At 62.4% G+C, this 24,775-nt stretch carries 28 protein-coding genes and 1 riboswitch; of the genes, 15 read left to right on the forward strand and 13 right to left on the reverse strand.

Features of this window, described 5'->3' with window-relative positions:
* The first annotated feature begins 19 nt into the window (after nt 1–19).
* On the forward strand, nt 20–1,018 hold the full coding sequence (locus ACFWXH_RS18175; RefSeq protein ID WP_379122540.1) for a DUF2125 domain-containing protein: 999 nt from the start codon (nt 20–22) through the stop codon (nt 1,016–1,018).
* A 78-nt stretch (nt 1,019–1,096) separates the two neighbouring features.
* Here ACFWXH_RS18175 and ACFWXH_RS18180 read toward each other — a convergent pair whose 3' ends face one another.
* On the reverse strand, nt 1,097–2,029 hold the full coding sequence (locus ACFWXH_RS18180) for a prephenate/arogenate dehydrogenase family protein (protein WP_379122542.1): 933 nt from the start codon (nt 2,027–2,029) through the stop codon (nt 1,097–1,099).
* A 4-nt stretch (nt 2,030–2,033) separates the two neighbouring features.
* Nucleotides 2,034–3,143 (reverse strand): histidinol-phosphate transaminase, encoded by a 1,110-nt coding sequence (gene hisC, locus ACFWXH_RS18185; protein WP_379122544.1) that lies wholly within the window; start codon nt 3,141–3,143, stop codon nt 2,034–2,036.
* 151 nt (nt 3,144–3,294) lie between these two features.
* Nucleotides 3,295–3,372: riboswitch (SAM riboswitch) on the forward strand.
* Nucleotides 3,373–3,421: 49 nt separating this feature from the next.
* On the opposite strand from hisC, the gene metA reads away from it, so the two are divergent.
* Complete coding sequence (gene metA, locus ACFWXH_RS18190) at nt 3,422–4,345, forward strand: homoserine O-succinyltransferase (protein ID WP_379122546.1); 924 nt, start codon at nt 3,422–3,424, stop codon at nt 4,343–4,345.
* A gap of 69 nt (nt 4,346–4,414) precedes the next feature.
* Here metA and ACFWXH_RS18195 read toward each other — a convergent pair whose 3' ends face one another.
* Complete coding sequence (locus ACFWXH_RS18195) at nt 4,415–5,272, reverse strand: LysR family transcriptional regulator (RefSeq protein ID WP_054313962.1); 858 nt, start codon at nt 5,270–5,272, stop codon at nt 4,415–4,417.
* A 145-nt stretch (nt 5,273–5,417) separates the two neighbouring features.
* Here ACFWXH_RS18195 and ACFWXH_RS18200 point away from each other — a divergent pair, with 145 nt between their 5' ends.
* On the forward strand, nt 5,418–6,974 hold the full coding sequence (locus ACFWXH_RS18200; protein ID WP_379122548.1) for an MFS transporter: 1,557 nt from the start codon (nt 5,418–5,420) through the stop codon (nt 6,972–6,974).
* A 55-nt stretch (nt 6,975–7,029) separates the two neighbouring features.
* Here the strand turns inward: ACFWXH_RS18200 and ACFWXH_RS18205 are convergent, their stop codons facing one another.
* The gene (locus tag ACFWXH_RS18205; protein ID WP_379122550.1) at nt 7,030–8,901 is read right to left on the reverse strand and encodes an ABC transporter ATP-binding protein/permease; all 1,872 of its coding nucleotides are present in this window, start codon (nt 8,899–8,901) and stop codon (nt 7,030–7,032) included.
* Nucleotides 8,898–9,683, reverse strand: coding sequence for a class I SAM-dependent methyltransferase (locus ACFWXH_RS18210; protein ID WP_379122552.1), 786 nt, complete (start codon nt 9,681–9,683; stop codon nt 8,898–8,900). The genes ACFWXH_RS18205 and ACFWXH_RS18210 overlap by 4 nt, the downstream gene beginning before the upstream one ends.
* 151 nt (nt 9,684–9,834) lie before the next feature.
* Here ACFWXH_RS18210 and gloB point away from each other — a divergent pair, with 151 nt between their 5' ends.
* Together gloB and ACFWXH_RS18220 are read left to right on the forward strand one after the other, a co-directional pair.
* Nucleotides 9,835–10,602, forward strand: a complete 768-nt coding sequence (gloB, locus tag ACFWXH_RS18215) for a hydroxyacylglutathione hydrolase (RefSeq protein WP_379122554.1) — start codon at nt 9,835–9,837, stop codon at nt 10,600–10,602.
* A 2-nt stretch (nt 10,603–10,604) separates the two neighbouring features.
* Nucleotides 10,605–11,030, forward strand: a complete 426-nt coding sequence (locus ACFWXH_RS18220; RefSeq protein WP_379122556.1) for a cupin domain-containing protein — start codon at nt 10,605–10,607, stop codon at nt 11,028–11,030.
* On the opposite strand, the gene ACFWXH_RS18225 is transcribed toward ACFWXH_RS18220, so the two are convergent.
* Genes ACFWXH_RS18225 through ACFWXH_RS18235 form a run of 3 tightly spaced genes read right to left on the reverse strand, consistent with a single transcriptional unit; the run spans nt 11,027 to nt 13,403 of the window.
* Entirely contained in the window at nt 11,027–11,701 is a 675-nt protein-coding gene (locus ACFWXH_RS18225) for a lysoplasmalogenase (protein ID WP_379122558.1), read from the reverse strand. The two genes, ACFWXH_RS18220 and ACFWXH_RS18225, sit on opposite strands and share 4 nt — an antisense overlap.
* Nucleotides 11,698–12,588, reverse strand: coding sequence for a DMT family transporter (locus ACFWXH_RS18230; protein WP_379122560.1), 891 nt, complete (start codon nt 12,586–12,588; stop codon nt 11,698–11,700). Before ACFWXH_RS18230 ends, ACFWXH_RS18225 begins: the two co-directional genes overlap by 4 nt.
* A 29-nt stretch (nt 12,589–12,617) precedes the next feature.
* A complete protein-coding gene (locus ACFWXH_RS18235) occupies nt 12,618–13,403 on the reverse strand; it encodes a DUF3108 domain-containing protein (protein ID WP_054313770.1) in 786 nt (261 codons plus the stop codon).
* 41 nt (nt 13,404–13,444) lie between these two features.
* On the opposite strand from ACFWXH_RS18235, the gene ACFWXH_RS18240 reads away from it, so the two are divergent.
* From ACFWXH_RS18240 to ACFWXH_RS18270, 7 genes are all read left to right on the forward strand, one after another.
* Nucleotides 13,445–13,735 carry a hypothetical protein gene (locus ACFWXH_RS18240; protein ID WP_379122562.1) on the forward strand — a complete coding sequence of 97 codons (291 nt, stop codon included), beginning with the start codon at nt 13,445–13,447 and terminating at the stop codon, nt 13,733–13,735.
* Entirely contained in the window at nt 13,732–14,313 is a 582-nt protein-coding gene (locus tag ACFWXH_RS18245; protein ID WP_054313771.1) for a biotin transporter BioY, read from the forward strand. Before ACFWXH_RS18240 ends, ACFWXH_RS18245 begins: the two co-directional genes overlap by 4 nt.
* Before the next feature lie 22 nt (nt 14,314–14,335).
* On the forward strand, nt 14,336–14,782 hold the full coding sequence (locus ACFWXH_RS18250; protein WP_379122564.1) for a DUF1284 domain-containing protein: 447 nt from the start codon (nt 14,336–14,338) through the stop codon (nt 14,780–14,782).
* Nucleotides 14,783–14,910: 128 nt separating this feature from the next.
* Complete coding sequence (locus ACFWXH_RS18255; protein ID WP_379122566.1) at nt 14,911–15,912, forward strand: hypothetical protein; 1,002 nt, start codon at nt 14,911–14,913, stop codon at nt 15,910–15,912.
* Nucleotides 15,913–16,136: 224 nt separating this feature from the next.
* Nucleotides 16,137–16,433 carry a 50S ribosomal protein L28 gene (rpmB, locus tag ACFWXH_RS18260; RefSeq protein ID WP_054313964.1) on the forward strand — a complete coding sequence of 99 codons (297 nt, stop codon included), beginning with the start codon at nt 16,137–16,139 and terminating at the stop codon, nt 16,431–16,433.
* Nucleotides 16,434–16,569: 136 nt separating this feature from the next.
* Nucleotides 16,570–17,253: a queuosine precursor transporter gene (locus ACFWXH_RS18265; RefSeq protein WP_379122568.1), complete on the forward strand. Its 684-nt coding sequence runs from the start codon at nt 16,570–16,572 to the stop codon at nt 17,251–17,253.
* The gene (locus tag ACFWXH_RS18270; RefSeq protein WP_379122570.1) at nt 17,250–17,924 is read left to right on the forward strand and encodes a hypothetical protein; all 675 of its coding nucleotides are present in this window, start codon (nt 17,250–17,252) and stop codon (nt 17,922–17,924) included. Before ACFWXH_RS18265 ends, ACFWXH_RS18270 begins: the two co-directional genes overlap by 4 nt.
* A gap of 24 nt (nt 17,925–17,948) precedes the next feature.
* Here the strand turns inward: ACFWXH_RS18270 and ACFWXH_RS18275 are convergent, their stop codons facing one another.
* The 5 genes from ACFWXH_RS18275 to ACFWXH_RS18295 form a co-directional block, all read right to left on the reverse strand.
* Entirely contained in the window at nt 17,949–18,323 is a 375-nt protein-coding gene (locus tag ACFWXH_RS18275) for a hypothetical protein (RefSeq protein ID WP_379122572.1), read from the reverse strand.
* A 146-nt stretch (nt 18,324–18,469) separates the two neighbouring features.
* Nucleotides 18,470–19,447: an esterase-like activity of phytase family protein gene (locus tag ACFWXH_RS18280; protein WP_379123289.1), complete on the reverse strand. Its 978-nt coding sequence runs from the start codon at nt 19,445–19,447 to the stop codon at nt 18,470–18,472.
* A gap of 56 nt (nt 19,448–19,503) precedes the next feature.
* Nucleotides 19,504–21,402, reverse strand: coding sequence for a cobaltochelatase subunit CobT (gene cobT, locus ACFWXH_RS18285; RefSeq protein WP_054313777.1), 1,899 nt, complete (start codon nt 21,400–21,402; stop codon nt 19,504–19,506).
* A gap of 12 nt (nt 21,403–21,414) precedes the next feature.
* Nucleotides 21,415–22,401 (reverse strand): cobaltochelatase subunit CobS, encoded by a 987-nt coding sequence (gene cobS / locus ACFWXH_RS18290; protein ID WP_054313778.1) that lies wholly within the window; start codon nt 22,399–22,401, stop codon nt 21,415–21,417.
* A gap of 127 nt (nt 22,402–22,528) precedes the next feature.
* On the reverse strand, nt 22,529–23,158 hold the full coding sequence (locus ACFWXH_RS18295; protein WP_379122575.1) for a J domain-containing protein: 630 nt from the start codon (nt 23,156–23,158) through the stop codon (nt 22,529–22,531).
* A 158-nt stretch (nt 23,159–23,316) separates the two neighbouring features.
* Between ACFWXH_RS18295 and ACFWXH_RS18300 the strand changes: the two genes are divergently transcribed.
* The 3 genes from ACFWXH_RS18300 to ACFWXH_RS18310 all read left to right on the forward strand — a co-directional run bounded on the left by ACFWXH_RS18300 (nt 23,317) and on the right by ACFWXH_RS18310 (nt 24,696).
* A complete protein-coding gene (locus tag ACFWXH_RS18300; protein WP_379122577.1) occupies nt 23,317–23,619 on the forward strand; it encodes a BolA family protein in 303 nt (100 codons plus the stop codon).
* Between the two features lie 193 nt (nt 23,620–23,812).
* On the forward strand, nt 23,813–24,175 hold the full coding sequence (locus ACFWXH_RS18305) for an ArsR/SmtB family transcription factor (protein ID WP_379123290.1): 363 nt from the start codon (nt 23,813–23,815) through the stop codon (nt 24,173–24,175).
* Nucleotides 24,172–24,696 (forward strand): arsenate reductase ArsC, encoded by a 525-nt coding sequence (locus tag ACFWXH_RS18310; protein WP_379122579.1) that lies wholly within the window; start codon nt 24,172–24,174, stop codon nt 24,694–24,696. Before ACFWXH_RS18305 ends, ACFWXH_RS18310 begins: the two co-directional genes overlap by 4 nt.
* The last annotated feature ends 79 nt before the right edge of the window (nt 24,697–24,775 follow it).

Genomic DNA, 24,775 nt, shown 5'->3' on the forward strand with positions numbered 1-24,775 from the left:
CGTTATCGAGGGCCACAGCATGACGTCAAGTGACCAGAGCAAGCCAAAACGTCGGCGCTGGCTACCAAAACTGATCTTGGCCCTGCTTGTCCTGTTCGGCCTCTACAGCGCCGGCTGGTACTGGTTGGCCGGGCGCGTCAGGAGCGATGCCACGAGCACCGTCGCCGCCCTGGCTGCCAAGGGAATCAATGCCGACTGCGCTAATCTGACGGTGAGTGGCTATCCGCTGCATTTCACGGTCACCTGCGATGCGCTTGCCTACCAGGACGATTCCAGGAACATAGCCGCGGCAGCCGGTGGAGTGATCGCCACGGCGAGCCTGGCCCAGCCGCTGGTGCCGAACGTCAATCTCGACGGGCCGCTGCGCACCTCCGTGCCGGGCACGCTGCCGCTATGGATCGACTGGGACCAGCTGGACATCAGTGGACGCCTGTGGTGGCCCTTGCCCAGCCGGGTTTCGGTAACGGCCGAGGGTTTCAACGGCCAGACCGACCCGGCCGACGAGACCGATCCGGTCCAGCTGTTCAGCGTCGGCCAGCTCACCGCCACGGCCAGCCCCACCGGCCAGGACCTTGTGCTCACCCATGATTTCACCGACCTTGAGATCGATGCCCATACCATCGGCGGACGGGTGCTGCCGCCCTTCAGCGGCAAGGGCGACGCCACGGTGAAGAACGGCATCGCCATGCTGAACACACCGCCGAAGAGCCTGCGTGGTCAATCCGCCGAAATCAGGAATCTTGAACTGTCCTCCGGCGAGGCGCGCATCGTCCTCGCGGGTCCGGTCGCGGTCGATGCCGATGGGCTGATCGACGCCACACTCAACATCAAGCTGCAGAACCCGAAGGCGGTTGCGGCTATTCTCGCCACGGCCATCCCTGAACAGGCAAGCCAGATCCAGCAGGGTTTCGCCGCCCTTTCCATGCTCGGCAACGAACCGACGATGCCGCTGAAAGTGGTGAAGGGCCGCGCCTCGCTGGGATTCATTCCGTTGGGGATGATCAAGCCGGTAGAATAGGGAGTAGCGAATAGTGAGATAGCGAGTAGGGGAATTCTCACGACCTCACTATTCGCTACTCCCTACCTCGCTATTCGCTCACTTACTCGGATGCTCCACCACCTGGCGTCCGAAGTCGGGAACGTCGATGTCCTGGCCGGCCTGGATGATCGAACGGCGGATGGCGCGGGTGCGGGTGAACAGGTCGAACAGCTTGTCACTGTCGCCCCAGCGGATCGCTCTTTGCAAGGAAGACAGATCCTCCGAGAAACGCGCCAGCATCTCCAGGATGGCATCCTTGTTGTGCAGGCATACGTCCCGCCACATGGTCGGGTCCGAGGCGGCCAGACGGGTGAAGTCGCGGAAACCCGAGGCCGAATATTTGATGACCTCGGACTTCGTCACATTCTCCAGATCGTCGGCCGTGCCGACGATGTTGTAGGCGATGATGTGCGGCAGATGTGAAACGATGGCGAGCGTCATGTCGTGATGCTCGGGCGTCATCGTATCGATGTTCGAACCGCAACGGCGCCAGAACTCCGTCAGCTTCTCCAACGCTTCCGGGTCGGTATCCGGCAGTGGCGTGAAAATGCACCAACGGTTGTCGAACAGGTCCGGAAAACCGGCGTCGGGGCCGGAATTCTCGGTGCCGGCGAGAGGATGGCCGGGAATGAAGTGCACGCCTTCCGGCACGAAGGGCGACATCTGCGCGATCACCGACTGCTTGGTGGAGCCGACATCGGTAAGGATCGCCCCCTTTTTGAGCGCCGGCGCGATCTCCTCGGCCACAGTGCCGGAAGCGCCTACCGGCACCGAGACGATGACGAGGTCGGCGTCGCGCACCGCCGCCTTTGCATCGGTCGTGTAACTGTCGCCGAGCTTCAGCTCCTCGGCGCGTTTCAGCGTTTCCGGGCGGCGGGTGGAGATGGCGATATGGCGAGCGAGGCCTTCGCGACGCACCACGCGCGCGAGCGAAGAGCCAATCAGGCCGATGCCGATCAGGGCGATCTTTTCAAACAGAGGTTCGGACATTTCTTCAGCTTTTCAGGAATTCAGCGAGTGCGGCGACCACGCCGCGGTTGGCTTCTTCGGTTCCGACCGTCATCCGCAGCGCGTTGGGAAAACCGTAGCCGGCAACGCGCCGCAGAATATAGCCTCGCTCACACAGATATTCGTCCGCTACCGGCGCCGAGTGTTTTCGATCGTCCGGGAAATGGATCAGGATGAAATTGCCGACACTGGGAGTGACGCGCAGGCCGAGCCTGGTCAGTTCGTCGGTCAGCCACGGCACCCAGGTCTCGATATGCTGCACCGAGCGTTCGACGTGGGCACGGTCGCGCATTGCCGCCTCGCCCGCCGCGATCGCGGTGGCGCTGACGTTGAAGGGATCACGCACGCGCTCGAGCACGTCGACGACATGCGCCGGCGCATAGGACCAGCCGATGCGCGCGCCGCCGAGACCATGCACCTTGGAGAAGGTGCGCGTCATGACAACATTCTCGTTGCCCGCGACCAGCTCGACGCCGGCCTCGTAATCGTTCCGGCGCACGAACTCGGCATAGGCCGCGTCCAGCACCAGGAGCACGGTCCTGGGCAAACCGGCATGCAGGCGCCGCACTTCTTCGAAAGGAATATATGTACCGGTCGGGTTGTTTGGATTGGCCAGGAAAACCATCTTCGTGCGTGGCGTGACGGCCGCCAGTATGGCGTCGACGTCGACAAGCTCACCTGCCTCCTTCGCCACCACCGGCGTCGCGCCAGCCGCCAGGATGAAGATCGGGTAAGCCAGAAATCCGTGTTCCGTATAGATCGCCTCGTCACCGGACCCGAGGTAAATGCGCGCCAGCAGGCCAAGCACCTCGTCGGAGCCGTTGAAGCATTGGATGTTGGCGATGTTGAGCCCATGCGTATCGGCGATGGCCTGGCGCAGCTTCGTCGCCTGGCCGTCAGGATAGCGCTCCAGTCCGGCGGCGGCCTCCTGCGCGGCCTCGACTGCCTTCGGCGACGGTCCGAGCGGGTTCTCGTTGGCGGAGAGCTTATGGACCTTGGCGGCACCGTGTGCCGCACCCTTGCCCGGCACATAGGCCTCGATATTCAGGATACCGGCACGAGGTTGCGGACGAAGCGGATCGGTTGCCTTGGTCATGTCGAAAGTCCGTGATTGACGCCTCCGACCGGAGGCTCCGGCGGAAATACCGTCCGCACCACTGAATGTCGAGGAAAACCGGAACCGCGACGGGACCGGCCCGACGTTCGAGCATCGATTGACGCCATCGCTTGGTCGGCGTATTAGCAAGATATCGATCCGTGGTGATTTGGCCGGTCGGCTTGCAGCCACGTTAAATAAGTCGCTAAAGGGCCGTTTGCGATCCGTAAACCGGCTTTGCGACAGCAATGCCGGTTTTGTTTTTTGGAGTTCGCAAAGTGCCGATCAAGATCCCGGACCAGCTCCCCGCCCGTGAAGTTCTGGTCAAAGAGGGCGTGTCCATCATGGACGAGCAGACCGCCCTGCGCCAAGACATCCGCCCGCTGCAGATCGGCCTGCTCAACCTGATGCCCAACAAGATCAGGACGGAGACGCAGTTCGCCCGGCTGATCGGCGCGACGCCGTTGCAGGTCGAGCTGACCCTGGTGCGCATCGGCAATCACAAGGCCAAGAATACGTCCGAAGAACATCTGATCACCTTCTACCAGACCTGGGAGGAAGTGAAGGATCGCAAATTCGACGGCTTCATCATCACCGGTGCGCCGGTGGAACTGTTGCCATTCGAGGACGTGACATACTGGGACGAGCTCAAGCAGATCCTCGACTGGACGAAGACAAACGTCCATTCGTCTTTTTTCATCTGCTGGGGAGCGATGGCCGCCGCCTGGCATTTCCACCAGGTCCCAAAACACACGCTAGGGGAGAAGGCGTTCGGCGTCTTCCGCCACCGCAACAACGCACCCGCCTCCCCCTATCTCTCCGGTTTCTCGGATGATTTTGCGATTCCCGTGTCGCGCTGGACCGAAGTGCGTACAGCCGACATCCCAGCAGGCTCCGGCCTGGAGTTGCTGATGGATTCGGAAGAGACGGGCCCGAGCCTGCTCGCCGAGCAGACCGGCAACCGCCTCTATATGTTCAACCACATCGAATATGACTCAACCTCACTCAAGGAAGAGTATGACCGCGACGTCGCCGCCGGCGTATCGATTGCCGTGCCGCACGAGTATTATCCGGACGACGACCCCAAGCGCCCGCCACTGAACCGTTGGCGTTCGCATGCCCATCTGCTGTTCGGCAACTGGATCAACAGCGTCTATCAGACCACCGCCTACGACGCGGAAAATATCGGAAAAGAAGGCTAGAGATGCCGAAACCGCGCTCGGCAACCGAGCGCGGGTCTTTCAATGGCGGTCCTTACAGGCCTGTCGAGCCTACGCGGCAGCAGCGCGGTGTTCGCGGAAGGCGCAGGCAATGGTGCGCAACGCGTCGCGCGAGCGCTGGTCGGTCAGTGTCGAATGCAGCACGATTTCCGAAGACGGCAGCGGCGGCAGGTTGAACTTGCGGCTGACTTCGATGGTCCCGACCGGCGCAAGCCGCTCGGAGAATACGGCCATAGCAAGCCCTGCCGATACCGCCGCCATGACCACCGACGAGCCGCCACCCAGGAACACTTCCGTCCATGAGATGCCGGCATCGTCGAGTGCGTGGGTGCCGATGTCGCGCACGCCGCACGCCGGTGACAAGGCAGCAAGCCGCATTGGCTCGCCCGGGCGGCAATGGAAACTGGGGGCGGCGAACCAGCCGAAATGCTCCGGCCCCAGCACCTCGCCATCGCGCCGATCGTCCTCGCGCCGTACGATCGCGGCATCCAGCTCTCCACGGTCGAATGCATCGAGCAGATTGCGCGAATTGTCGACCTGCACCTCGATGGTCAACGCCGGATCATGTTCGTTGAGGCGCGCCAGCAATGTCGTGACTTCCGGACCGGCGACATGGGCGGCGATGCCCAATGCAAAACGGCGGGCGCAAGAGGAGAGGCCTGCAACGGCACGGTCATGCGCGGCGAGAAAGTCGCGCGCCGGCTGGATGAACACCGCCCCTTCCGCCGAAAGTCGCACGTGGCGCGGCGTGCGTTCGATCAGCTTGCGGCCGATCCTCTCCTCGAGCCGTTTGAGTTTCACGCTGATCGCTGCCTGCGTTGTGCCTAACGCGTCTGCAGCGCGGGTGAAGCTTTGAAGATCGGCAACCATGACAAAGGCCTGCACGGCCTCGACGTCTAGTGACAACATTGTCAGCATACCAATTTGTTATCTCTGAAATAGATTTACATTGCATTTTCATATGTTCAAGTTGCGACTATCTGAAATTCGAATTTCGCACCGCAACTGAGCGGCGTGGGCGTGGACATCGCCTCCGCCGATGCCGGAGGTTTTGATGAATACCCCCAGTAGAAACGGCCTCGTGCTCGCCGCCGTTTGTCTGTCTGCCTTGATGTTCGGCCTGGAGATCTCCAGCGTGCCGGTGATCCTGCCAACGCTGGAACGCGTGCTGCAGGCCGATTTCAAGGCCATGCAGTGGATCATGAACGCCTACACCATCGCCTGCACCACCGTGCTGATGGCAACCGGCACTTTCGCCGACCGCTTTGGCAGGAAGTTGGTTTTTGCCATAACGGTAGCGGCCTTCGGCCTGACCTCGCTGATGTGCGGGCTTGCGCCCAACACCTCGCTGCTGATCGCAGCCCGTTTTCTGCAGGGCATGGCCGGCGGGGCTATGTTCATCTGTTCGATCGCCATTCTTTCGCACCAGTTCCAGGACGGCAGGGAACGCGGCAGGGCCTTCGCCATCTGGGGCGTGATCGCCGGCATCGGTCTCGGTTTCGGCCCGATCATCGGAGGCGGCATCGTGGCCCTGTCGACCTGGCAGTGGGTCTTTCTCGTCCATGCGCCGCTGGCGGTGCTCTGCATGACCCTCACCTATGTCGGCGTCTCCGAATCGCGCGACCCGCAAGCCAAGAAGCTCGACATTCTGGGCATCGTCCTTCTCAGCGCCGCTGTCTTCGGCCTGGCCTATTACATCACCCAGGCTCCGGATTTCGGTGGTTTCTTGAGCCCCGTTGCCCTGGCCATCGCTGCGGCGACGATCGTCGGCTTCATCGCCTTCGTCCTGGTGGAACGCTATCACGCCCACCCGATGTTCGACTTTTCGGTATTCAGGATCCGCGATTTCTCCGGCGCGATAATCGGCTGCATCGGCATGAACTTCAGCTATTGGCCGTTCATGATCTACCTGCCGATCTATTTCGCGGTCGGTCTCGGCTACGACAGCACCACGACAGGCCTCGCATTGCTCGCCTATACGGTGCCTTTCCTGGTGATGCCGCCCATTGCCCAGTACCTGCTGGTCCGCTTCAACGCGCGCATCGTCATCCCGCTCGGCCTGTTCACCATCGGCCTCGGCTTTGTCCTGATGTGGCTGGGTTCTGCTGCCGAAGCGGCAAGCGGCCTCACCGTCCTGCCCGGCGCGCTGGTTTCCGGCATCGGCCTCGGTCTGACCACGACGCCTGCCACCAACATGACGACCGGTTCAGTGCCCGCGAGCCGCGCCGGCATGGCTTCCGGCATCGACACCAGTGCCCGGCTGATCGCGCTCGCCATCAACATCGCCGTCATGGGCTTTGTTCTTGTCGAAGGCATCCTGCACGGGTTGAAGAAGGGCCTGCCGGACGCGTTCGACGGGGTCGACCTTCGTGCGGTCGCCGAAAAGATCGCCGCCGGCAACACCGCGGCATTGCAGGATACCACTCAACGGGGCCTGACTGTGCCGGCGGACATCGTCCACTCCGCACTCGTCGAAGGCTTCGGCTGGGTGATGCTTTACGGCGGCCTCGGCGTCTGGGTTCTGGCGGCGCTGTCCTTCGCCATCTTCGGTTCGAGCAAGGCCGGGGCCATCCCCGTATCCGAAGCGCGGGCGGAAACACATGGTCTCTGACTGAGCGGTTTCTCCGCTCGGAAGCCGTCCCGCCGACAATGGGGCGGCTTCCGTCTCAATTGACGCGTTCGACCTTTTCGTCGGCACCGTCATGCCCGGCGCCGTTGCCATTGCGCCTGGTGCCGTTCCCGTTGCGCTTGTGTGCGCGCACCACCGGTGGCGGCTCCAGCGCACCGGCCCGCACCCGCGGCGGCTTCAGTGCCGGCAAATCTGAGCATTTGATGATGCTGAGCGCACGCGGAAAGAAGTTATAGTTGTGCTGGCCGCGGCCGATATTGATGATCCCGGCCTTGGGCAGATGCTTGCCCAGCATGGCGAACACGCGCTTGGCGACGGTGCCGCTGAATGTGTCCATCGCCTCGTCGATGACCACCCAGTCCGGCTTCTGCAGGGCGAGCCTGGCAAAAGCCACCAGCCGCTGTTCCTCCTCGTTGAGTTCTCTGTCCCAGCGTGCGTGACGATCAAGCGACGACGCAAGATGATCGAGGCCGGCCTCGGCCAGAACGCCCTTGACGCCTGCATCATCGATTTCCGTCATGCCGTCGATCAGCACTTCACGCAGCGTGCCCGGCGCAAAGTACGGCGTGCGTGGCACGAAGGCGAGATTGGCGCTTGCCGGCATGCCGATGCGCCCCGCTCCCCAGGGCCACAGCCCCGCCACCGCACGGAAGAACAGCGTCTTGCCGGCACTCGGATCGCCGGTGATCAGCACGTGCTCTCCCGGTTCGATCCTTACCGACTTTTCCGCCAGCCTCGAACAGCCCGACGTCGCTCCGACGATCAGGTCTTCGAACACCATGGTGCCGTCCTTGGTTTCGAACACCTGGATGTGCTGTTCGCTGCCATGCAGCTGGTCGGCCTCCGTCAGCGCCATGCGGAAGTCGGCGACGCGCATCAGCGTGGCCCGCCAGTCGGCGATCCCACCGATGTTGTTCACGAACCAGCGCAGCGAGGAATGGACCTGGTTGAAAGCACCGACCGCCATCATCAGCCCGCCGAAGGTGATGTCGCCGGCGAAGTAGACGGGCGCCGCCACCAGGATCGGTGCAACCACGGTGATCCAGCCATAGGTGTCGGTGACCCAGCCGAGATTGATCTGGGCGCGGAAGATTCGCATGATCGAGGCGACCAGTGCGGAAAGGTCGGCGGCCAACCGCCGTTTCTCGCTCGTCTCACCGCGGGAGAGCGTGATGGCATCGATGTTCTCGTTCACGCGCACCATGGAAAAGCGCAGGTCCGCCTCGCGCGCATAACGGTCGCTGTTGAGTCCGATGAGGGGCCGCCCCACCAGCCAACTCAGCCAGGACGCGATCCCGGCATACAGGAACGCCGCCCAGACCATGTAACCCGGGATGGCGATGGCATGTCCGCCGATGTTGAAGACGAAACCCGAGGAAAGCGCCCACAGGACGCCGACAAAGGACACCAGCAGGATGATGGACTGCACGAGACCGACGCCAAGGTCGGTCGACAAGTCGGAAAGATGTCCCGCATCCTGCTGCATGCGCTGGTCGGGATTGACCCCGATCGCCCCCGCATTGGCGACCCGGAAGGCGCGGTTCGGCTTCAGCCACTCCTCGACCAGGTCGGTCGTCAGGGATTCGCGCAGCTTCAGCCGGAAGCGCTGATTGAGCCATTGCTGGCCGATGTTGAGCACGAGCAGCCCTCCGGCAATCATCGCGAAGACGACCAGTTGATCGAGGAAGGCGGTCAGATCCCGCCGCTGCAGGGAATCGTAGAAAGGCTGGTTCCAGCGGTTGAGCAGGATCTGGCCATAGGCCGTGGCGAGGATGACCGCGAGAATACCACCGGCGAAGATCAGCAGCGCACGGCGTCCCGGCGAGGTGTTCAACCCTTGCCGCACCGTTGCCAGCTGATCCCGAAGGCTGCTCATTTCGGCCTGAACGGTGCCGGTGGTGTCGCTCATCGCCGCTCCGCTCCTGGAACCCCCAAGGCACCGTTGTCCTGTCTTCGACGGCCGAGCCGCGTCGCCCCTTGTGGTGAAAACACCGGCACAAACACACGGCGCGATGCACGCTGCGCCACCGGCACGCCTTGGTAGAGCCGCTTCTGTGCCGACACGGCAATGACGCCGGAAAAGATCGGCCACATACGACGCCCGGCACTTTCGAACAGCGATTGGAAGCGCATCATGAAACGGCGCTGCGATGGCGGGAAATAAAGCCCATCCGACCAGGCGGCCGGCGTGAAGTTCGCTTCCCGCAGCAATTCGGCGATCTGTCCACGCGAATAGGGCCGGCCTGTGCCGAAAGGCGTGTGTTCGAAACGCGCCCACACACCGCGCCGGTTCGGCACGACGATGACGACGTGGCCTGCCGGCGCCAATACACGCCAGACTTCATTCAGTGTCTCGCGCGGATTTTCCGTGTGCTCCAGCGAGTGGACAAGCAACATGCGGTCGATGGATGAATCGACCAGCGGCAGCTCTTCGTCGAAGACCAGCGCGGTCGCCGACGGACCGGCAGGCGGCCACACCACGGCGCCCTGGGTTGCAGGCATGAAGGCAAGTGCCCGTTCTGCATCGGCGCCGAAGCGTTCCAGCCAGGGCAGCGCGTAACCCAGCCCCACCAGCCTTTCGTTGGGCACTGAAGCCCAGATCGAGGACAGCGCCATGGTGATCGAACGCTCGGCCAGTTGTCCGAGCGGCGAGGCATAGAAGGAGCGCAGGTCGACAATATCCGAATGCATGGGCTGGGACCGTATCTGCGGGAAGGCTGGTGTCAACAAACTGCGGCGCTGATGGCCGTATCTTCGGACAAGTAGGATCGAGGCGACATCTTTAAAGGGTGACAGGAACCGCCGAGCACCCTATCTGTGCGGACGACAAGGGAGACCGGCGATGGCGATCGAAATCGAACAGTTCATGTGCCGCCAGGACAATTTCGGCGTGCTCCTGCGCGAGCCGAAGAGCGGCGCGGTGGCTCTTGTGGACGCGCCGGAGGAAGCCACTATCCTGGCCGCCGTGAAGCGCACCGGCTGGACGCCGAAAACCATCCTCACCACGCACCACCATACCGACCATGTCGAGGCCAATCTGGCACTGAAGCAGCGTTTCAACCTCGAAATCATCGGCCCGGAAATCGAAAAAGCCAAGATCCCTGGTGTTGACCGTACCGTAAAGGGCGGTGACAGTTTCAAGCTGGGTGAAGAAACGGTCGAAGTGATCTTCACGCCTGGCCACACCGCCGGCCACGTATCCTACTATTTCCCGCAATCAGGGGTCGTCTTCACCGCCGACACGCTGTTTGCGCTGGGTTGCGGCCGCCTGTTCGAGGCGCCAGCGGCGGTGATGTTCGAATCGCTGAAGAAGCTCGCCGCGCTGCCGGCCGAAACGAAGGTTTATTGCGGCCACGAATACACATTGTCGAATGCCCGTTTCGCGCTGACTGTCGACCCGACCAATTCGGCCTTGAAAGAGCGTGCCGCGATAATCGAGAAGCTCCGCGCTGCCGACAAGCCGACCTTGCCGACGACGATCGGCGAGGAGCTGTCCACCAACCCGTTCCTGCGCTGGCACGACCCGGCGATCCGCCGCCATCTCGGCATGGAAAAGGCGAGCGACGCCGAAGTCTTCGCCGAAATCCGCAAGCGCAAGGACGTTTTTTGAACATGACGCCAGCCGAAATCATCACGGCCCTCGACATGCAGCCGCACCCGGAGGGCGGTTGGTATGTCGAGACCTTTCGCGATGCGCCAGAAGGCGGACGCGGCTATTCGACGGCGATCTATTTTCTGCTCGAACGCGGCCAGGTTTCAGCCTGGCACCGGGTCAAGGATGCTTCGGAAATCTGGCATTACCATGCCGGCGCTCCATTGGAGCTGTCATTGCATCGGGAGGGCCATGGCGTGACCCGGCACGTGCTGGGAACCGATCTTGTCGTCGGCGAACGGCCGCAGGTCGTGGTGCCGGCAGGATGGTGGCAGACGGCGGTGAGCCTCGGCGACTGGACGCTGGTTGGCTGCACCGTGGCACCAGGTTTCGATTTTTCCGCGTTCGAGATGGCCACACCCGGCTGGCAGCCGAAGACTTCTTAAACCGCGAACAGAAAGCCCAGCGTGATCGCCAGTTGCGCCAGATAGTAGAGCGCCCACACGGCGTAGCGCATCCAGACCCTGTGCCGTTCCACGGCCTCGGCCAGGAATTTTTCGATGGCCAGCAACGCATCGGAAGCCATGAACAGCACTGCTCCGCCGATCACCAGCGCATTACCGGTGGTTAGCGCCGTCACGCCCATGGCGAAGATGGCGGAGACATAGACGGCGACTGGAACTTTCAGGTCGGAGCCGATCCGTGGCCACAACAACCGCAGCATGCCGAACGCGAAAGCGGCCATGACGAAAGCCGCCACGATGTGCCAAGGGACCTCTGTCAGCGTCGAGAGACCGCTGCCGGCAGCAATGAACAGGGCGACATAGGCAAGATGCGCGGCAAGGAAGCTGCCCAACCCGCCGAGGAATGCCTTGTCGCCGTCTTGCGACAGGAATGCATCGCCTAGAGCGCTGAGCGCCAGCGCTGCGACGAGCAGCACTGGTCCGCCTTGGAGATAGGCGAGCGCGGCGAGCAATGCGACAGCCAGTGTCTTGGCCGCCGAGCGCTTCAACGACGGCGGCCTGTCGATGGCAAAGGCATAAAGCACCGCCGCAACGATCGAAAAAATCAGTGTGCCGTTCGGCGTCGCTTCGATGCCGCCAGGAAAGGGCATCATGCGCCGGCTCCGTTCTCGACCGGCCGGCGCCTGCCGAACAACAGTGATTTGGCCGCCAGCACGGCGCCGCCTGTGATCAGCACACAGGCAGCAAGGATACGCAGGCTGGGATCCGCGAAACCGGCGACGATCAACACCAGCGTGGAAAGGAGTGGCGCGGCATAGCTCGCTGCACCCAGCACCTGGATATTGCCGCGTTTCACGCCGATGTCCCAGGCGTAGAAGGCAGCTCCAACCGGCATCAAACCGAGGCCGAGCACGGCCAGCCACTGGCCGGCATTTGCCGGCCATACGGTCTGTTCAAGCAGCAGATGGCAGATCAGGGACAATACCGAAGTCGCCAGGCAGAACCAGGTGACGATGGTGGTGGGAACCGATGGAAAGCGCCGCGACAGCAGCGAATAGGACGACCACAGCACCGCGCAGACCGCCGCCATGGCATAGCCGAACCCATAGCGCGCATCGAAGGCGAGCCCGCCGCCCTTGGTGACAATGAGGAACGTGCCGGCAAGGCCAAGCAAAGCACCGGCGACATGGTTCCAGGCCAGCTTTTCGCCCGGCATCAGCGCCGAACCCAGCACGATGAGCAGCGGCCACAGATAAGCGATCAGGCTCGCTTCAACTGCCGGCGCGTTGCGCAAAGCTGTAAAGTAAAAGAAATGATAGCCGAACAGGCCGGCAATGCCGATCACCCACACGATCGCCGGGACCGGCTCCCGTTTTGCCGCCGGCATGAACAGCCTGGCCACCAGACCGACACAGATACCGATGGCAAAGGTGATGGCCGAAAGCTGGAAGGGCGGCATCGTGCCGGAAGCATCGGTGAGCAGCGCCAACAGCGCCCACATCGCCACGGCCGAAAAACCTATCAGTGTCGCGCGCGCCATATCCCCTCCCGTGGCGCGTCTTCGCACGCCTAGCTTTTCGCCTCGAACCGTCGTGCCCTGACGGTGATCGTGCCGATCTCCGTGCCGACGGTGGCGTGGATGGGCGCATATATCCCGGTTTGGCCGAGCGGCGCAAACGTCACCATGATCTTCGAACGGTCGCGCAGGAACTTCAATGCCTTGCGCCGCTGCGCATAACCGGACACCGGCTGGAAGGTCATGCGACAGGTCACGGTCGGCCCCTGGTAGCCCTTGACTGCCATCTTTCCCTTGGTCCCTGGCGTCAGCACAAGATTGGCGCGCATCTCGCCGTCATACATCTTCACCGTGCGTCCGCAGACATCATCCAGGCTGTCGGCGCGGATCACCGTGGCAGCAATCGGATCGGTGACGCCTTTCAAGTCGCCGGTGCCAAGCGGCAGCCAGTCGTCGCCACGTGGCTTCGGCGGTGGCAAAACCTTGGAGGAGGATACCCCGCCGCCGGAAAAGCGGATGTCGACCATCGAGACCTTCTTGCCCGACGTATAGTCCGCGCGAAATGCCTGCGGCTGGATGCCGGAGCGCGAGAAGCGGCCCGTCGCCGTCAGCGTACCGGTCGTGTCGTCGAAGATCAGCGCCAGGCCGGCAGCAGAGGCGCTGCCGTCGATCGTGTATTTGTCGCCCTCGTAGCGGCTGTCGAAGCTCGATCGCGCCACGGTGATGCCGAGGAAGGAAATCGTGTATTCGCCGTGGAAAGCTTCCGCGGCGGAGGCGGCAGACGTGGCGAAAAGGGTGCCGGCAAGCAGAGCAGCAAGGACAGGGGTCGGGCACGGCATCGAAACGTCGGTCCTTTCAAGGTCGGCTATAAGCAGCCTGGATGTCCCTGGAGCGTTTCCGCTTTTTCGCGGAAATGCTCCAACTCTTTGTTTTTACGCAATTCCGGACGCAAAACCGCTGCGCACTTTTGCTGGAATTGCTCTGGCGACTTCTCAAACTGCCAAATCCGGCGAATCTATGGGGCGCCGTCAAGGCTTCTGGTGGTCTGACGCATGGGTTGTCCCTCAACGCCGCAAATGCTGTTGCGTTGCACCATCAGCCTGTGAAATATGCATCCTGCAAAACGCCGGCGAGCCGGCGAACCAAAATTTTACCCGGAGAGGCCTTATGAACGCTCCCGCCGCAGCTTCCACCACTTTCGTTCCCTTGCGCCTTGCCGGCCGCTCGCTGACCGTCCAGGCGGTCGCGGTCTTCCTGGGCACGCTGTTCCTTGCTGCTTCTTCCTGGATCGAGGTACCGATGTTCCCGGTGCCGATGACCATGCAGACTTTCGCCGTCACCCTGGTGGGCGCGCTTTTTGGCTGGCGCCTCGGCCTCGTCACTGTTCTCGCCTGGCTGGGTGAAGCCGCCATCGGCTTCCCGGTTCTGGCCGGCGGCGCCGGCGGCCTCGCCTACTTCGCCGGCCCGACCGCCGGTTATCTCGCTGCCTTCCCGATCGCCGCTGCTTTCGTCGGCTGGCTGGCCGAGCGTGGCTGGACCGCCGAAGGCCGTCTGGTCCGCAACGTCGTCGCCATGCTCGCCGGCAACGCTTTCATCCTGGTGTTCGGCACGCTGGTCCTGGCCGGCATGATCGGCGCGGAAAAGGCCTATACGTTCGGCTTCGCCCCGTTCGTGCTCGGCGGCATTCTGAAGGCCGTTCTGGCCACCGCGACCATCGAAGCGGTACGCCGCGGCAAGATTTCGCTCTGATATTTGCTTTCGCGGAGCTGACGTGACCGTCCGCATCCGCGCGCACCACCTGCTGTGCATGCTGACCTATGTCGGCAAGGGCTACAGCGAAGCCTTTACCAAGGGCTACGACACGGTGGTGCAACGGCTGAGCAGCGGCGAGGACATGCTCCTCGTCGCAGGCCCGGACGACATCTGCCAGCCCTTGCTGGGCGATGCAGCCCCCCATTGCTTCCGGGACACCGTACCTGAACGCGATCGCCTTGCCGCCAATGCGGTCGAGACCCTTATCGGACGCCCGATCCGAGACGGCGAGCGTTTTTCCCTCGATGCGCCGATGATAAAACGCATGCGCGCGGCCTTTCATGCCGGAATCACGCGCCAGGCCTGCCACGGCTGCGAATGGTTCGATCTGTGCAGCACCATCGCCGATTCCGGCTTCCACGATGTGCGTCTCAACCGCCATCGCATCCCCTCTGAGTCACGCTGATCACCAGCCCGGACACCTATCTCAGTCCTCAGGCCCGGCTCTAGCTTCATCTGCACTTGAAATAATAGAGTATATACTCCATTATTGATGAGGATACGCCCCCTCATCGTCGAAGGCTCGTCCAGCAGATGCCGCCCGCAAAGCGCCGTCCTATCGTCCTGACCATATCGCTCGTGCTGCTCGCACCTCTTGTCGGCGAGTGGCTGCTTGGCAATCAGCCGATAACAAGCCTCGGCAGCATTGTCCTGCTTGCTCCCTTATACGGATGCGGCGCGCTTCTGGTTCGCGAGACCTCACGCCACCTCGGCCGTGGCTGGCCGACGATCTTCCTCCTCGCCAGCGCTTATGCCCTGCTGGAAGAAGGCCCGATCGACCAGATGCTCTGGAACCCGCACTATGGCGGTATCGACATGGCCGTCGCCTATGCGGATACGCGCATCGATGCGCTCGGCACCAGCATAGGCCTCATCCAGGATGTTCTGACGCTCCACACGATCTGGAGCATCGCCGTACCGATCGCCTTGATCGAGGCCTTCGACCCCACGCCGGAGCGTCCTTGGCTCGGGGCACTCGGCGTAGCCATTGCCACAGCGGTTTTCTTCGCCGGCTCGGCCTTCCTGACCTACAGCCAGATCGAATCGGAAAAATTCATCGCCACGCCGAGCCAGTTCGCCGCCGCAAGCTTCGCCATCGTCGCCCTTGTGGTCGCCGCCTTCGCAATTCCTGCACCGTCACGCCAGACAGCAATGCTGCCCCCCTCGCCGCGGATGATCGGCCTGGCAAGTTTCCTCCTCACCAGCCTGCTGATGGCGCGGGACTTCATTGCCGAACTGACGTCCACATGGTTTGTCGTCGGGCTCTGGTGCGTTCTCACCGTTGCCGGTGTCGCACTTGTCCTGCGGTGGTCCAGTTCTCCACAATGGGGCATCGTTCACAAGACCGCACTCGCCGGCGGCGCCTTGATGACTTACGTCTGGGTCGGGTGCGTGCAGGCTCAATCTCTGGGTATCCCCGTCGTGGTTGCCGTGACCGGCAACATCGTCTTCGGCCTGGGCGCGATCGTCTTGTTTTTTCTGGCGATGCGCGTCACACGCCGGACTGGCTTGGTGCGAGCGGCTGCCTTACCTTGAAAAACCTGTTCGACAGGTGATAGATCGCACAGACCTGCGGTGGATCGAAGCGTGCGAGCTCTGCCACCGCTGGTGACAGGCTGGTTCCCAAGCCGAACAACGCTTGACGCACCGGCCAAATGCCACTATGGAACGCCAACTTTTTCCTTGAGGCCGCCGAAAGCACCGCGCGCCATTTGGCGCGGCTCGAAGGTTTGGCCCGGTATGAACTGAAGGTAGCAAAAATGTCCCGCGCTTGCGAACTCACCGGCAAAGCCGTCCAGACCGGTAACAATGTGAGCCACGCCAACAACAAGACCCGGCGTCGCTTCCTGCCGAACCTGGTCAATGTCACACTGATCTCGGAAGCGCTGAACCAGAACGTTCGCCTGCGCATTTCGGCCAACGCGCTGCGTTCGGTCGAGCACCGCGGCGGTCTCGACGCCTTCCTGGCCAAGGCCAGCGAGAAGGAGCTGTCGCAGCGCGCTCGCCTGCTGAAGAAGCAGATCGCCAAGAAGACCGCCGAGCAGGCCGCGGCCTGATTGCTTTCAGGCGGGGGACGACCGCCTGAGCATCGGATTGGCCAGCGCATAGCTTGAACCGTCCGATGCTCGAATGAAGGATGCGCCGCCCGTCCCGGCCAGGCGCTCCGCTGGTTCCATTACCCAGGATAAAAAAATGCGTTTCTTTTCGCAGTATTTGCCTTTCGTAATCGCCATGGCGCTTGTCGTCGTGGCCTCGAACATCCTTGTCCAGTTCCCGATGCAGGGGCAGGTCGGGGTGCTGTCGCTGGCCGATATTCTGACCTGGGGCGCCTTCACCTATCCTTTCGCCTTCCTCGTCACGGATCTCGCCAATCGTCGCTACGGACCGGCTGTGGCGCGTCGGATCGTCTTCGTCGGCTTCATGGCTGCCGTGATTTGCTCCATCGTCGCACCGCCACTTCTGTTCCGTGCCGGCTTGATCGAATTCGACACTGCCGCCGCCCGCCTGGTGCGTATCGCATGCGCTTCCGGTGCCGCCTTCCTCACAGCGCAGCTTCTGGATGTCACGGTGTTCAACTGGCTGCGTCGCCAGAGCTGGTGGCGCGCACCGATCTTCGGCACGCTGGTGGGCTCGGTGTTCGACACGCTGATCTTCTTCTCGATCGCCTTTTCCGCCGCTTTCGCCTTGATCGGCCCTGACGACGCTTTCGCGCTGGAGAATGCGCCACTGCTCGGCATATTCCCTGTGGAAACCATGCGCTGGGTATCCTGGGCTCTGGGCGACCTGTCGGTGAAGCTGATCATCGCCGTCTTCGCGCTGATCCCCTACCGCCTGATCGCCGCACGCTGGAGCCAGCCGGCAACGGTCCAGCCTTGATCCCCTGGGAGCAGCTCGACGCCGCCAGGACGCCTGACGGCAAGCAGGAGCTGCGGCTGAAACGGCGCGGCAGTGAATTCTCGATCATGCTCGGCTCCAACGAGCTGATGAACAGCCGGCTCAGTGGATCGGAGGAAGCGCTCGCCCGGCTCTCGCTGGAGAAACTCGGCAGGCGCGACCGCATCCATGTCCTTATCGGCGGTCTCGGCATGGGCTTCACCCTGCGCGCCGCTCTCGGTGAACTTGACGGTCAGGCAAAGGTCACCGTCGCCGAACTGGTGCCAGCCGTCATTGCCTGGGCGCGCGGTCCGATGGCCGCCATCTTCGATGGTTGCCTCGACGATCCACGCGTCACCGTCAGGCAAGGCGATGTCACCCGTCTGATCGATGCCGCCCGTCACGAATTCGATGCCATCCTGCTCGATGTCGACAATGGCCCCGAGGGGCTGACCCAGGACAGCAACGACACGCTCTACAGTTTTGGCGGTCTCAAGGCTGCCCGCGACGCGCTGAGACCGGGTGGCGTTCTGGCTGTCTGGTCCTCCGGTCCTGATCGCGGCTTCACACGTCGGCTGCAGCAGAGCGGTTTCGCAGCCGAAGCAGTCACCGTGCGCGCTCATGGCAAGCGCGGCGCCAAGCATACCATCTGGCTCGCCGTTAAACCGCGCTAAGGCTTGTGGCAGCGGCGAGATGGATCATTTCGGCGGCTGCAGCGGTCCAAAGAAGCCGATGATGCTCTCGATGCGGTCGCCGTCCGGGCTGAGCATGGCGATATCGAGGCCCTCCGGCCGCTCTGTGCCATCGGCCTCGACGACACGCCAGCAAAAACGCGCGATATCGTGATGAATGTCGACCGCGGTGGTGCGTACGATCCGGGCACCGGGACGGCCCGCCCTCACCCTGACGATATGGGCGAGCAACTCTTCCGCACTTGTCGTGTTCGCACGCGGATCGGTATAGGTCGCGTCCTTGGCCCAGACGGCGTGCAGAAGCGTTGCGCGCCGAGCATCGTCGGGTTCGTTCCAGACGGCGCAATAGCGATCGATCAGGTCCGTGGCATTTGAGGGCATCGGCCAGCCTCGAAGCGTGCGGACATCAGCCTAGAGCAATTCCAGGAAAAGTGCGTAGCGGTTTTCCGTCCGGAATTGCGTAAAACAAAGAGTTAGAGCGTTTCCGTGAAAAACGGAAACGCTCTAGCACCGGCGCTGTGACGCTCTCAATCCTCGCTGAGGATGAATTCCAGATAGAGATTGCGCTGCAGGATCGAGTGGTTGTCGTCGGAGACAAGCGACACGATCAGCTTGCCGTCCTCGCGCCGCCACACGTCCATGCCTTCCATATTGTCGATCTGGTAAGCCATGTCGGCCTCCAGAAGCACGGAGCCATCGGCAACCTTATCTTTGGCGATCTCGGCGCCAGCGATACGGCGCAGCCGCATTTTGACGCCACCGGCCATCGAGAAGGAGCGCTCCAGGAGCAGCAGATCACCACTGGGAAGGAACGCGCCATCGGTGATGTCGAACTCGCCATTGCGGCGCACTTTGAAGATGCCCTTGCCGGGCCCTTCGATGATGGCCGCGTAGATATTGCCATCCTTGTCGAGGCTCTTTTCGGACACCACCACCAGCGCGCCTTTCAACGGCCCGTCGACCGGCGCGCGCGTCACCGTTTCGAAGCCGCGGTTTCTGCGCAGCTCGTTCTCCGGCACCACGAAATCGAGCAGCTTGAATGGCGCCTTCATGCCGGCCGGGTCGATCTTGAATTGCGCGACGCGATGGTTGCGTTCGAAACCGACAGTGGCGATGTCGCCCTTGACGTTGAGGCCTTCGGCGTCGACTTCCCATTTCTTGTCGATCGGCTGGCCCGCCTCATCCACCATCTGCTGCATGGTGAAGTTGAAGATGGCGAAAGGCTGACCTTGCGCCATGCGTGCGATCGAACCGAAATACCAGAAGCCTGTGTCGGTCACGCCAATGAAGTCGCCGCCCGGATTGAGGAAACGGAAAGCCGACAGCGCGCCGAAATCGCGCGAAGAACCGGTCATTTCCAGCCCGCCGACAAATTCCAGCGGTCCGAAGGTCTTCTCGTCACGCCCGATATGGAATTGGGTGATCTGCCGTACGCTGATTTCGACCGGTTCGACTGCCTGGCGGGTTGCCGCCGAAACCGACGAAGTAGCCAAAAGGCCAGCCATGGAGAGAGAAGAAAAGAGCCGGAGCCATCTTGGCATCGACACCCGCCCTGAATGGCTCACGAAGCGCGCCTGAAGCCGCCGCGGCGCATGTCGCGCGCGGTTTCCTCACCGAACAGCGAGGCAAGCTGCTCGGTCATGGCGCCGGCCAGTTCTTCGGCATCGACGATGGTGACGGCGCGGCGATAATAGCGCGTCACGTCATGGCCGATGCCGATGGCCAGCAGTTCCACCGGAGAACGATCTTCGATCAGCTCGATGACGGCGCGCAGATGCCGCTCCAGATAGTTGCCCGGGTTGACCGAAAGCGTGGAATCGTCGACCGGCGCGCCATCCGAGATCATCATCAGGATCTTGCGCTGTTCCGGCCGACCGATGAGGCGATTGTGCGCCCACAACAGCGCCTCGCCGTCGATGTTTTCCTTGAGCAGGCCTTCGCGCATCATCAGGCCGAGATTGCGGCGCGCGCGCCGCCAAGGCGCGTCGGCCGACTTGTAGACGATGTGGCGCAGATCATTGAGGCGACCGGGCGCCGGCGGCTTGCCGTCTTTCAACCACTTCTCGCGCGCCTGCCCGCCCTTCCAGGCTCGAGTGGTGAAGCCGAGGATTTCCACCGAGACGCCGCAACGCTCCAGCGTACGCGCCAGGATGTCGGCGCAGGTCGCCGCCACCGTGATCGGTCTCCCGCGCATGGAGCCTGAATTGTCGAGCACCAGCGACACCACGGTGTCCCGGAACTTCGTGTCGCGCTCCTGCTTGAAAGAGAGCGGCTGCATCGGATCGATGACGACGCGCACCAGACGTGCCGGATCGAGATAACCTTCTTCGAGGTCGAAGTCCCACGAGCGGTTCTGCTGCGCCATCAGCCGGCGCTGCAGGCGGTTGGCCAGCCGGCCCACCACGCCCTGCAGGTTGGCGAGCTGCTTGTCCAGGAAGGCGCGCAAACGGTCGAGCTCTTCCTCGTCGCACAATTCCTCGGCGCCCACCGTCTCGTCGAAGGCGGTGGTGAAGATCTTGTAGTCGACGTCCTTCGAGATCGTGGCGAAAGGATTGTCGTTGCGCTTGGCTTCGCCCGGCGTCTCGGCATCGGCCTCTTCTTCGTCGGACAGATCCTGCGAAGTCGCGTCCGTGGCCTCGGCCTCGGCGGAGTCCTCGTCATCGTCGGAGGCGTCGGCATCCTCGGCCTGCGATTGGTCGGAGCCGGAATCGTCTTCGCCGCCTTCCTCGCTCTGCTCCTCGCCCTGCGGCTGGTTGTCGTCGTCGTCCTCGGTCTCGTCCGTTTCCTGGTCGTCGCCGAGTTCCTCGGCCATTTCCATGGAAGCGAGCATCTCGCGCACGACGCGGGCGAAGGCCTGCTGGTCTTCCAGCTTTCCGGCCAGCCCGTCGAGGTCGGTACCGGCCTTGTCCTCGACCCAGGGACGCCAGAGATCGACCATGCGTTCGCCGCTCTTCGGCACGGCGCGGCCGGTCAGCTTTTCGCGGACCATCAATGCCAGCGCTTCCTCGAGCGGCGCATCGGCACGATCGCGCACATCGGCCAGATTGGCCTTGGCGTATTTGTCTTCCAGCATCGTGCCGATGTTGTCGGCGACGCCGGCCATCATGCGCGAGCCGATCGCCTCGACACGGGCCTGCTCGACGGCATCGAAGATCGCGCGCGCCTGCTTGCCTTCCGGCGCCAGTTTGGTGTGGATGCGGGTATCGTGACAGGCACGCTTCAGCGCCATGGAATCGCCGAGGCCGCGGGTCACCGCGATGTCGACGGATGAAGCCTTCTTCGGCAATTCCGGCAGGCGGGCGCGACTGCCGGCCAGCGCCGGTCGCTCCTTGGCAAAGCCGACTTCCATCTCCTTGTCGCCGGAGATGGCGCGCATGCACACGGTCACGGCACGCTTGAAAGCGTCCGTGTCCGAGCCGTTCTTCGGCTTGTTGCGCGTGTTGTCGCCGGGGCCGGCCATGGAATTTCCTGTTTAGCCGAGCACCACGTTGGCGGCGCTTTCGGGCAGATCCTCACCGAAGGCGCGCTGATAGAATTCGGCCACCACCGAACGTTCCAGCTCGTCGCACTTGTTCAGGAAGGTCAGCCGGAACGCCATGCCGACATTGCCGAAGATCTCGGCATTTTCGGCCCAGGTGATCACCGTACGCGGGCTCATGACAGTCGACAGGTCGCCATTGATGAAGGCCGAGCGCGTCATGTCGGCAACGCGCACCATCTTGTTGACGATGTCCTTGCCCTTGTCGTTCTTGTAATGCTTGGCCTTGGCCAGCACGATGGCGACTTCGTTGTCGTGCGGCAGGTAGTTCAGCGTGGTCACGATCGACCAGCGGTCCATCTGCGCCTGGTTGATCTGCTGCGTGCCATGGTAGAGGCCGGTGGTATCGCCGAGGCCGACCGTGTTGGCAGTGGCAAACAGCCGGAAGGCCGGATGCGGGCGGATGACGCGGCTCTGGTCGAGCAGCGTCAGACGGCCGGAGCTTTCCAGCACGCGCTGGATGACGAACATCACGTCCGGGCGGCCGGCATCATATTCATCGAAGCACAGCGCGACATTGTGCTGGTAGGCCCAGGGCAGGATGCCGTCACGGAATTCGGTGACCTGCATGCCTTCCTTGACGACGATGGCGTCCTTGCCGACGAGATCGATACGGCTGACATGGCTGTCGAGGTTGACGCGCACGCAAGGCCAGTTGAGGCGGGCGGCCACCTGCTCGATATGCGTCGACTTGCCGGTGCCGTGATAGCCCGACACCATGACGCGGCGGTTGTAGGCAAAGCCGGCGAGAATCGCCATGGTGGTGTGCTGGTCGAACAGATAGTCCGGATCGATATCCGGTACATGTTCGGTGGCTACCGAATAGGCTGGCACGACCATCTTGGATTCGAAGCCGAATTTTTCCTTCACCGACACCGTCGTGTCGGGCAGGTTGGCGATATCGCGATCGACCTTGTTCATGCGTCTCAACGTCTCCACGGGCGAAGCGTTGCGCTTCGCCGGCAACCCAAATTGTTCGGGGCGGTCATAAAACCTTTTCCAACCCGAGGAAAGTTGGAAAAAGGCACGACCTCAGCTCAGCTTGAGCTCAACACAGGCCAGCCTGCTTGAGCACGCGATAGGCTTGCAGCACATCGCGGAACCGGTCTTCCGAACCTCTGTCGCCGCCATTCGCATCCGGATGGTGGCGTTTCACGAGTTCCTTATACCGCGCCTTGATCTCTTGGCCAGTCGCCTTTGCGTCAAGACCAAGCGTTTCCAGCGCCTTGGCCTCAAGCGGCCTCGCCTTGCGTTCACGCGGGGCGCCATGATCGCGCGGATCGTTGAACAGGTTGTAGGGGTCGCGCATGCGGTTGTAGTAGCCGGCGCGGCCCGAGCGCTGCTTCGCGAAATCGGGCGCGGTATGGGCACCGCCGTTGCTGCCCCCATTCGTGCCCATGGTCCAGGTCGGGCGGTGGCCGGTCGCCGCTTCCTTCTGAAACCGCGCGATCTCGGAATCGGGAACGCCCGAAAAATAGTTGAAGCCCTTGTTGTATTCGCGCACGTGGTCGAAGCAGAACTTGAAGTACTGCCCCTCGGCCATGCGTCCCACCGGCGCACGGTGCGTGCCCGGCTCCTTGCAGCCATCCCACTGGCAGACCGGCGCGCGCGACTTCAGCTCCGCGTCCTTTTCCGGGCGAATGCGGAGTTTTTCGAAATATTTTGGATAGGGCTTCATCTGACCCCATTTATGGGCTGTTCGCCCGGCGATACAAGAATTGACATTTCGGCGATGATCGCCCTAACCGCTGAATCGCGGCTTAAACAGGGCGAACGGCAGCCGGCCGGCGACGAAAAAAATTGGCGATCACGCCTATGTGGTGAAGGAGGACGGCAATGTCCATGCAGACGGCGATGGAAAAAAAGCTCACCGACGCTTTTGCGCCCGAGAGATTGGCCGTTCTCAACGAAAGCCATCTTCATGCCGGTCATCATCATGTCGACGGCGGCCACGAGGCCACCTTCGACGGTACCGGCGAGACGCATTTCCGCATCCGCATTGTTTCGCCCGCCTTTTCCGGCCTGAACCGCATTGAGCGCCATCGCGCCGTCAATGCGTTGCTTGCCGATGAGCTGAAAGCCGGGCTGCACGCGCTGGCCATCGAACCCGCCGCCCCCGGCGAAAAGACGCGCTGGTAGCCGGCCCACCGCACATAAACGCGGCCACCGACAACGAACGAAACCGGCCGCCCCCCCCCGGCGTCACCTGGCTGTTATAAATATCCACTAATCTGGATATATGGATACGCCAGAGCAATTCCAGGAAAAGTGTGCGACGGTTTTCCTTCCGGAATTGCGAAAAAACAAAGAGTTAGAGCACTTCCGCGTCTCCGTGAAAAACGAAAACGCTCTAACGATCATCGAGGCACTTTCGGCACTCGCGCAGCCGACACGTCTCGGCGTGTTCCGTGCATTGGTCGCGGTCGAGCCCCAAGCCATCCCGGCCGGGGAATTGGCCAGACGAAGCGTCGTTCCTCAAAACACCATGTCGGCGCACCTGGCGGTGCTGATGCGTGCCGGGCTTGTCGCGAGCGAACGTCGAGGCCGTTCCATCCTCTACCGTGCCAGTCTCCCCGCCTTCCAGGCGCTTGTGACGTCGCTGGTCAGGGATTGCTGCGACGGCAGGCCCGAACTTTGCGCGCCTCTGCTTTTCCAATTCTCGCCATGCCATGTTTCCAAAGGAGCCCTGCCATGACGCAACACACCTACAACGTCCTTTTCCTGTGTACCGCCAATTCATCCCGTTCGATCCTCGCCGAGTCCATTTTGCGCAAGGATGGCGCACCGCGTTTCAGGGCGCATTCCGCCGGCAGCTATCCGAAGGGCGAGGTCAATCCTTTCGCGCTGAAGGTGCTCGAAAGCTACAACTATCCGACCGACGGCTTTCGCTCGAAAAGCTGGGACGAATTCTCCGATGCCAAAGCCGCGTCGATGGATTTCATTTTCACCGTTTGCGACGATGCCGCCGGCGAGCAATGCCCGGTCTGGCCAGGCCATCCCGCAACAGCACATTGGGGCATCGACGACCCCTCCCTGGTCACCGGGACAGACATCGACAAGGAAGCGGCTTTCGTTACCGCATTCAAATACATGCGTAACCGCATCTCGCTGTTCCTGGCGCTGCCCTTGGACACGTTGGACCATCTTGCCGTTTCCAGCCATCTTGGCGAGATCGGCAAAACGGAGGGCGCTTCGGCAAAGGTCGCCAAGACATGAGCCGGGCGCCCAATCCCGGCTTGAGCTGAATCTTGAAACAATTCCTCCGAAAGACAGGCTAGTCGCCGAACAGCTAGGT

This window comes from Mesorhizobium sp. NPDC059054, assembly GCF_042739215.1.
Classification (GTDB): domain Bacteria; phylum Pseudomonadota; class Alphaproteobacteria; order Rhizobiales; family Rhizobiaceae; genus Mesorhizobium.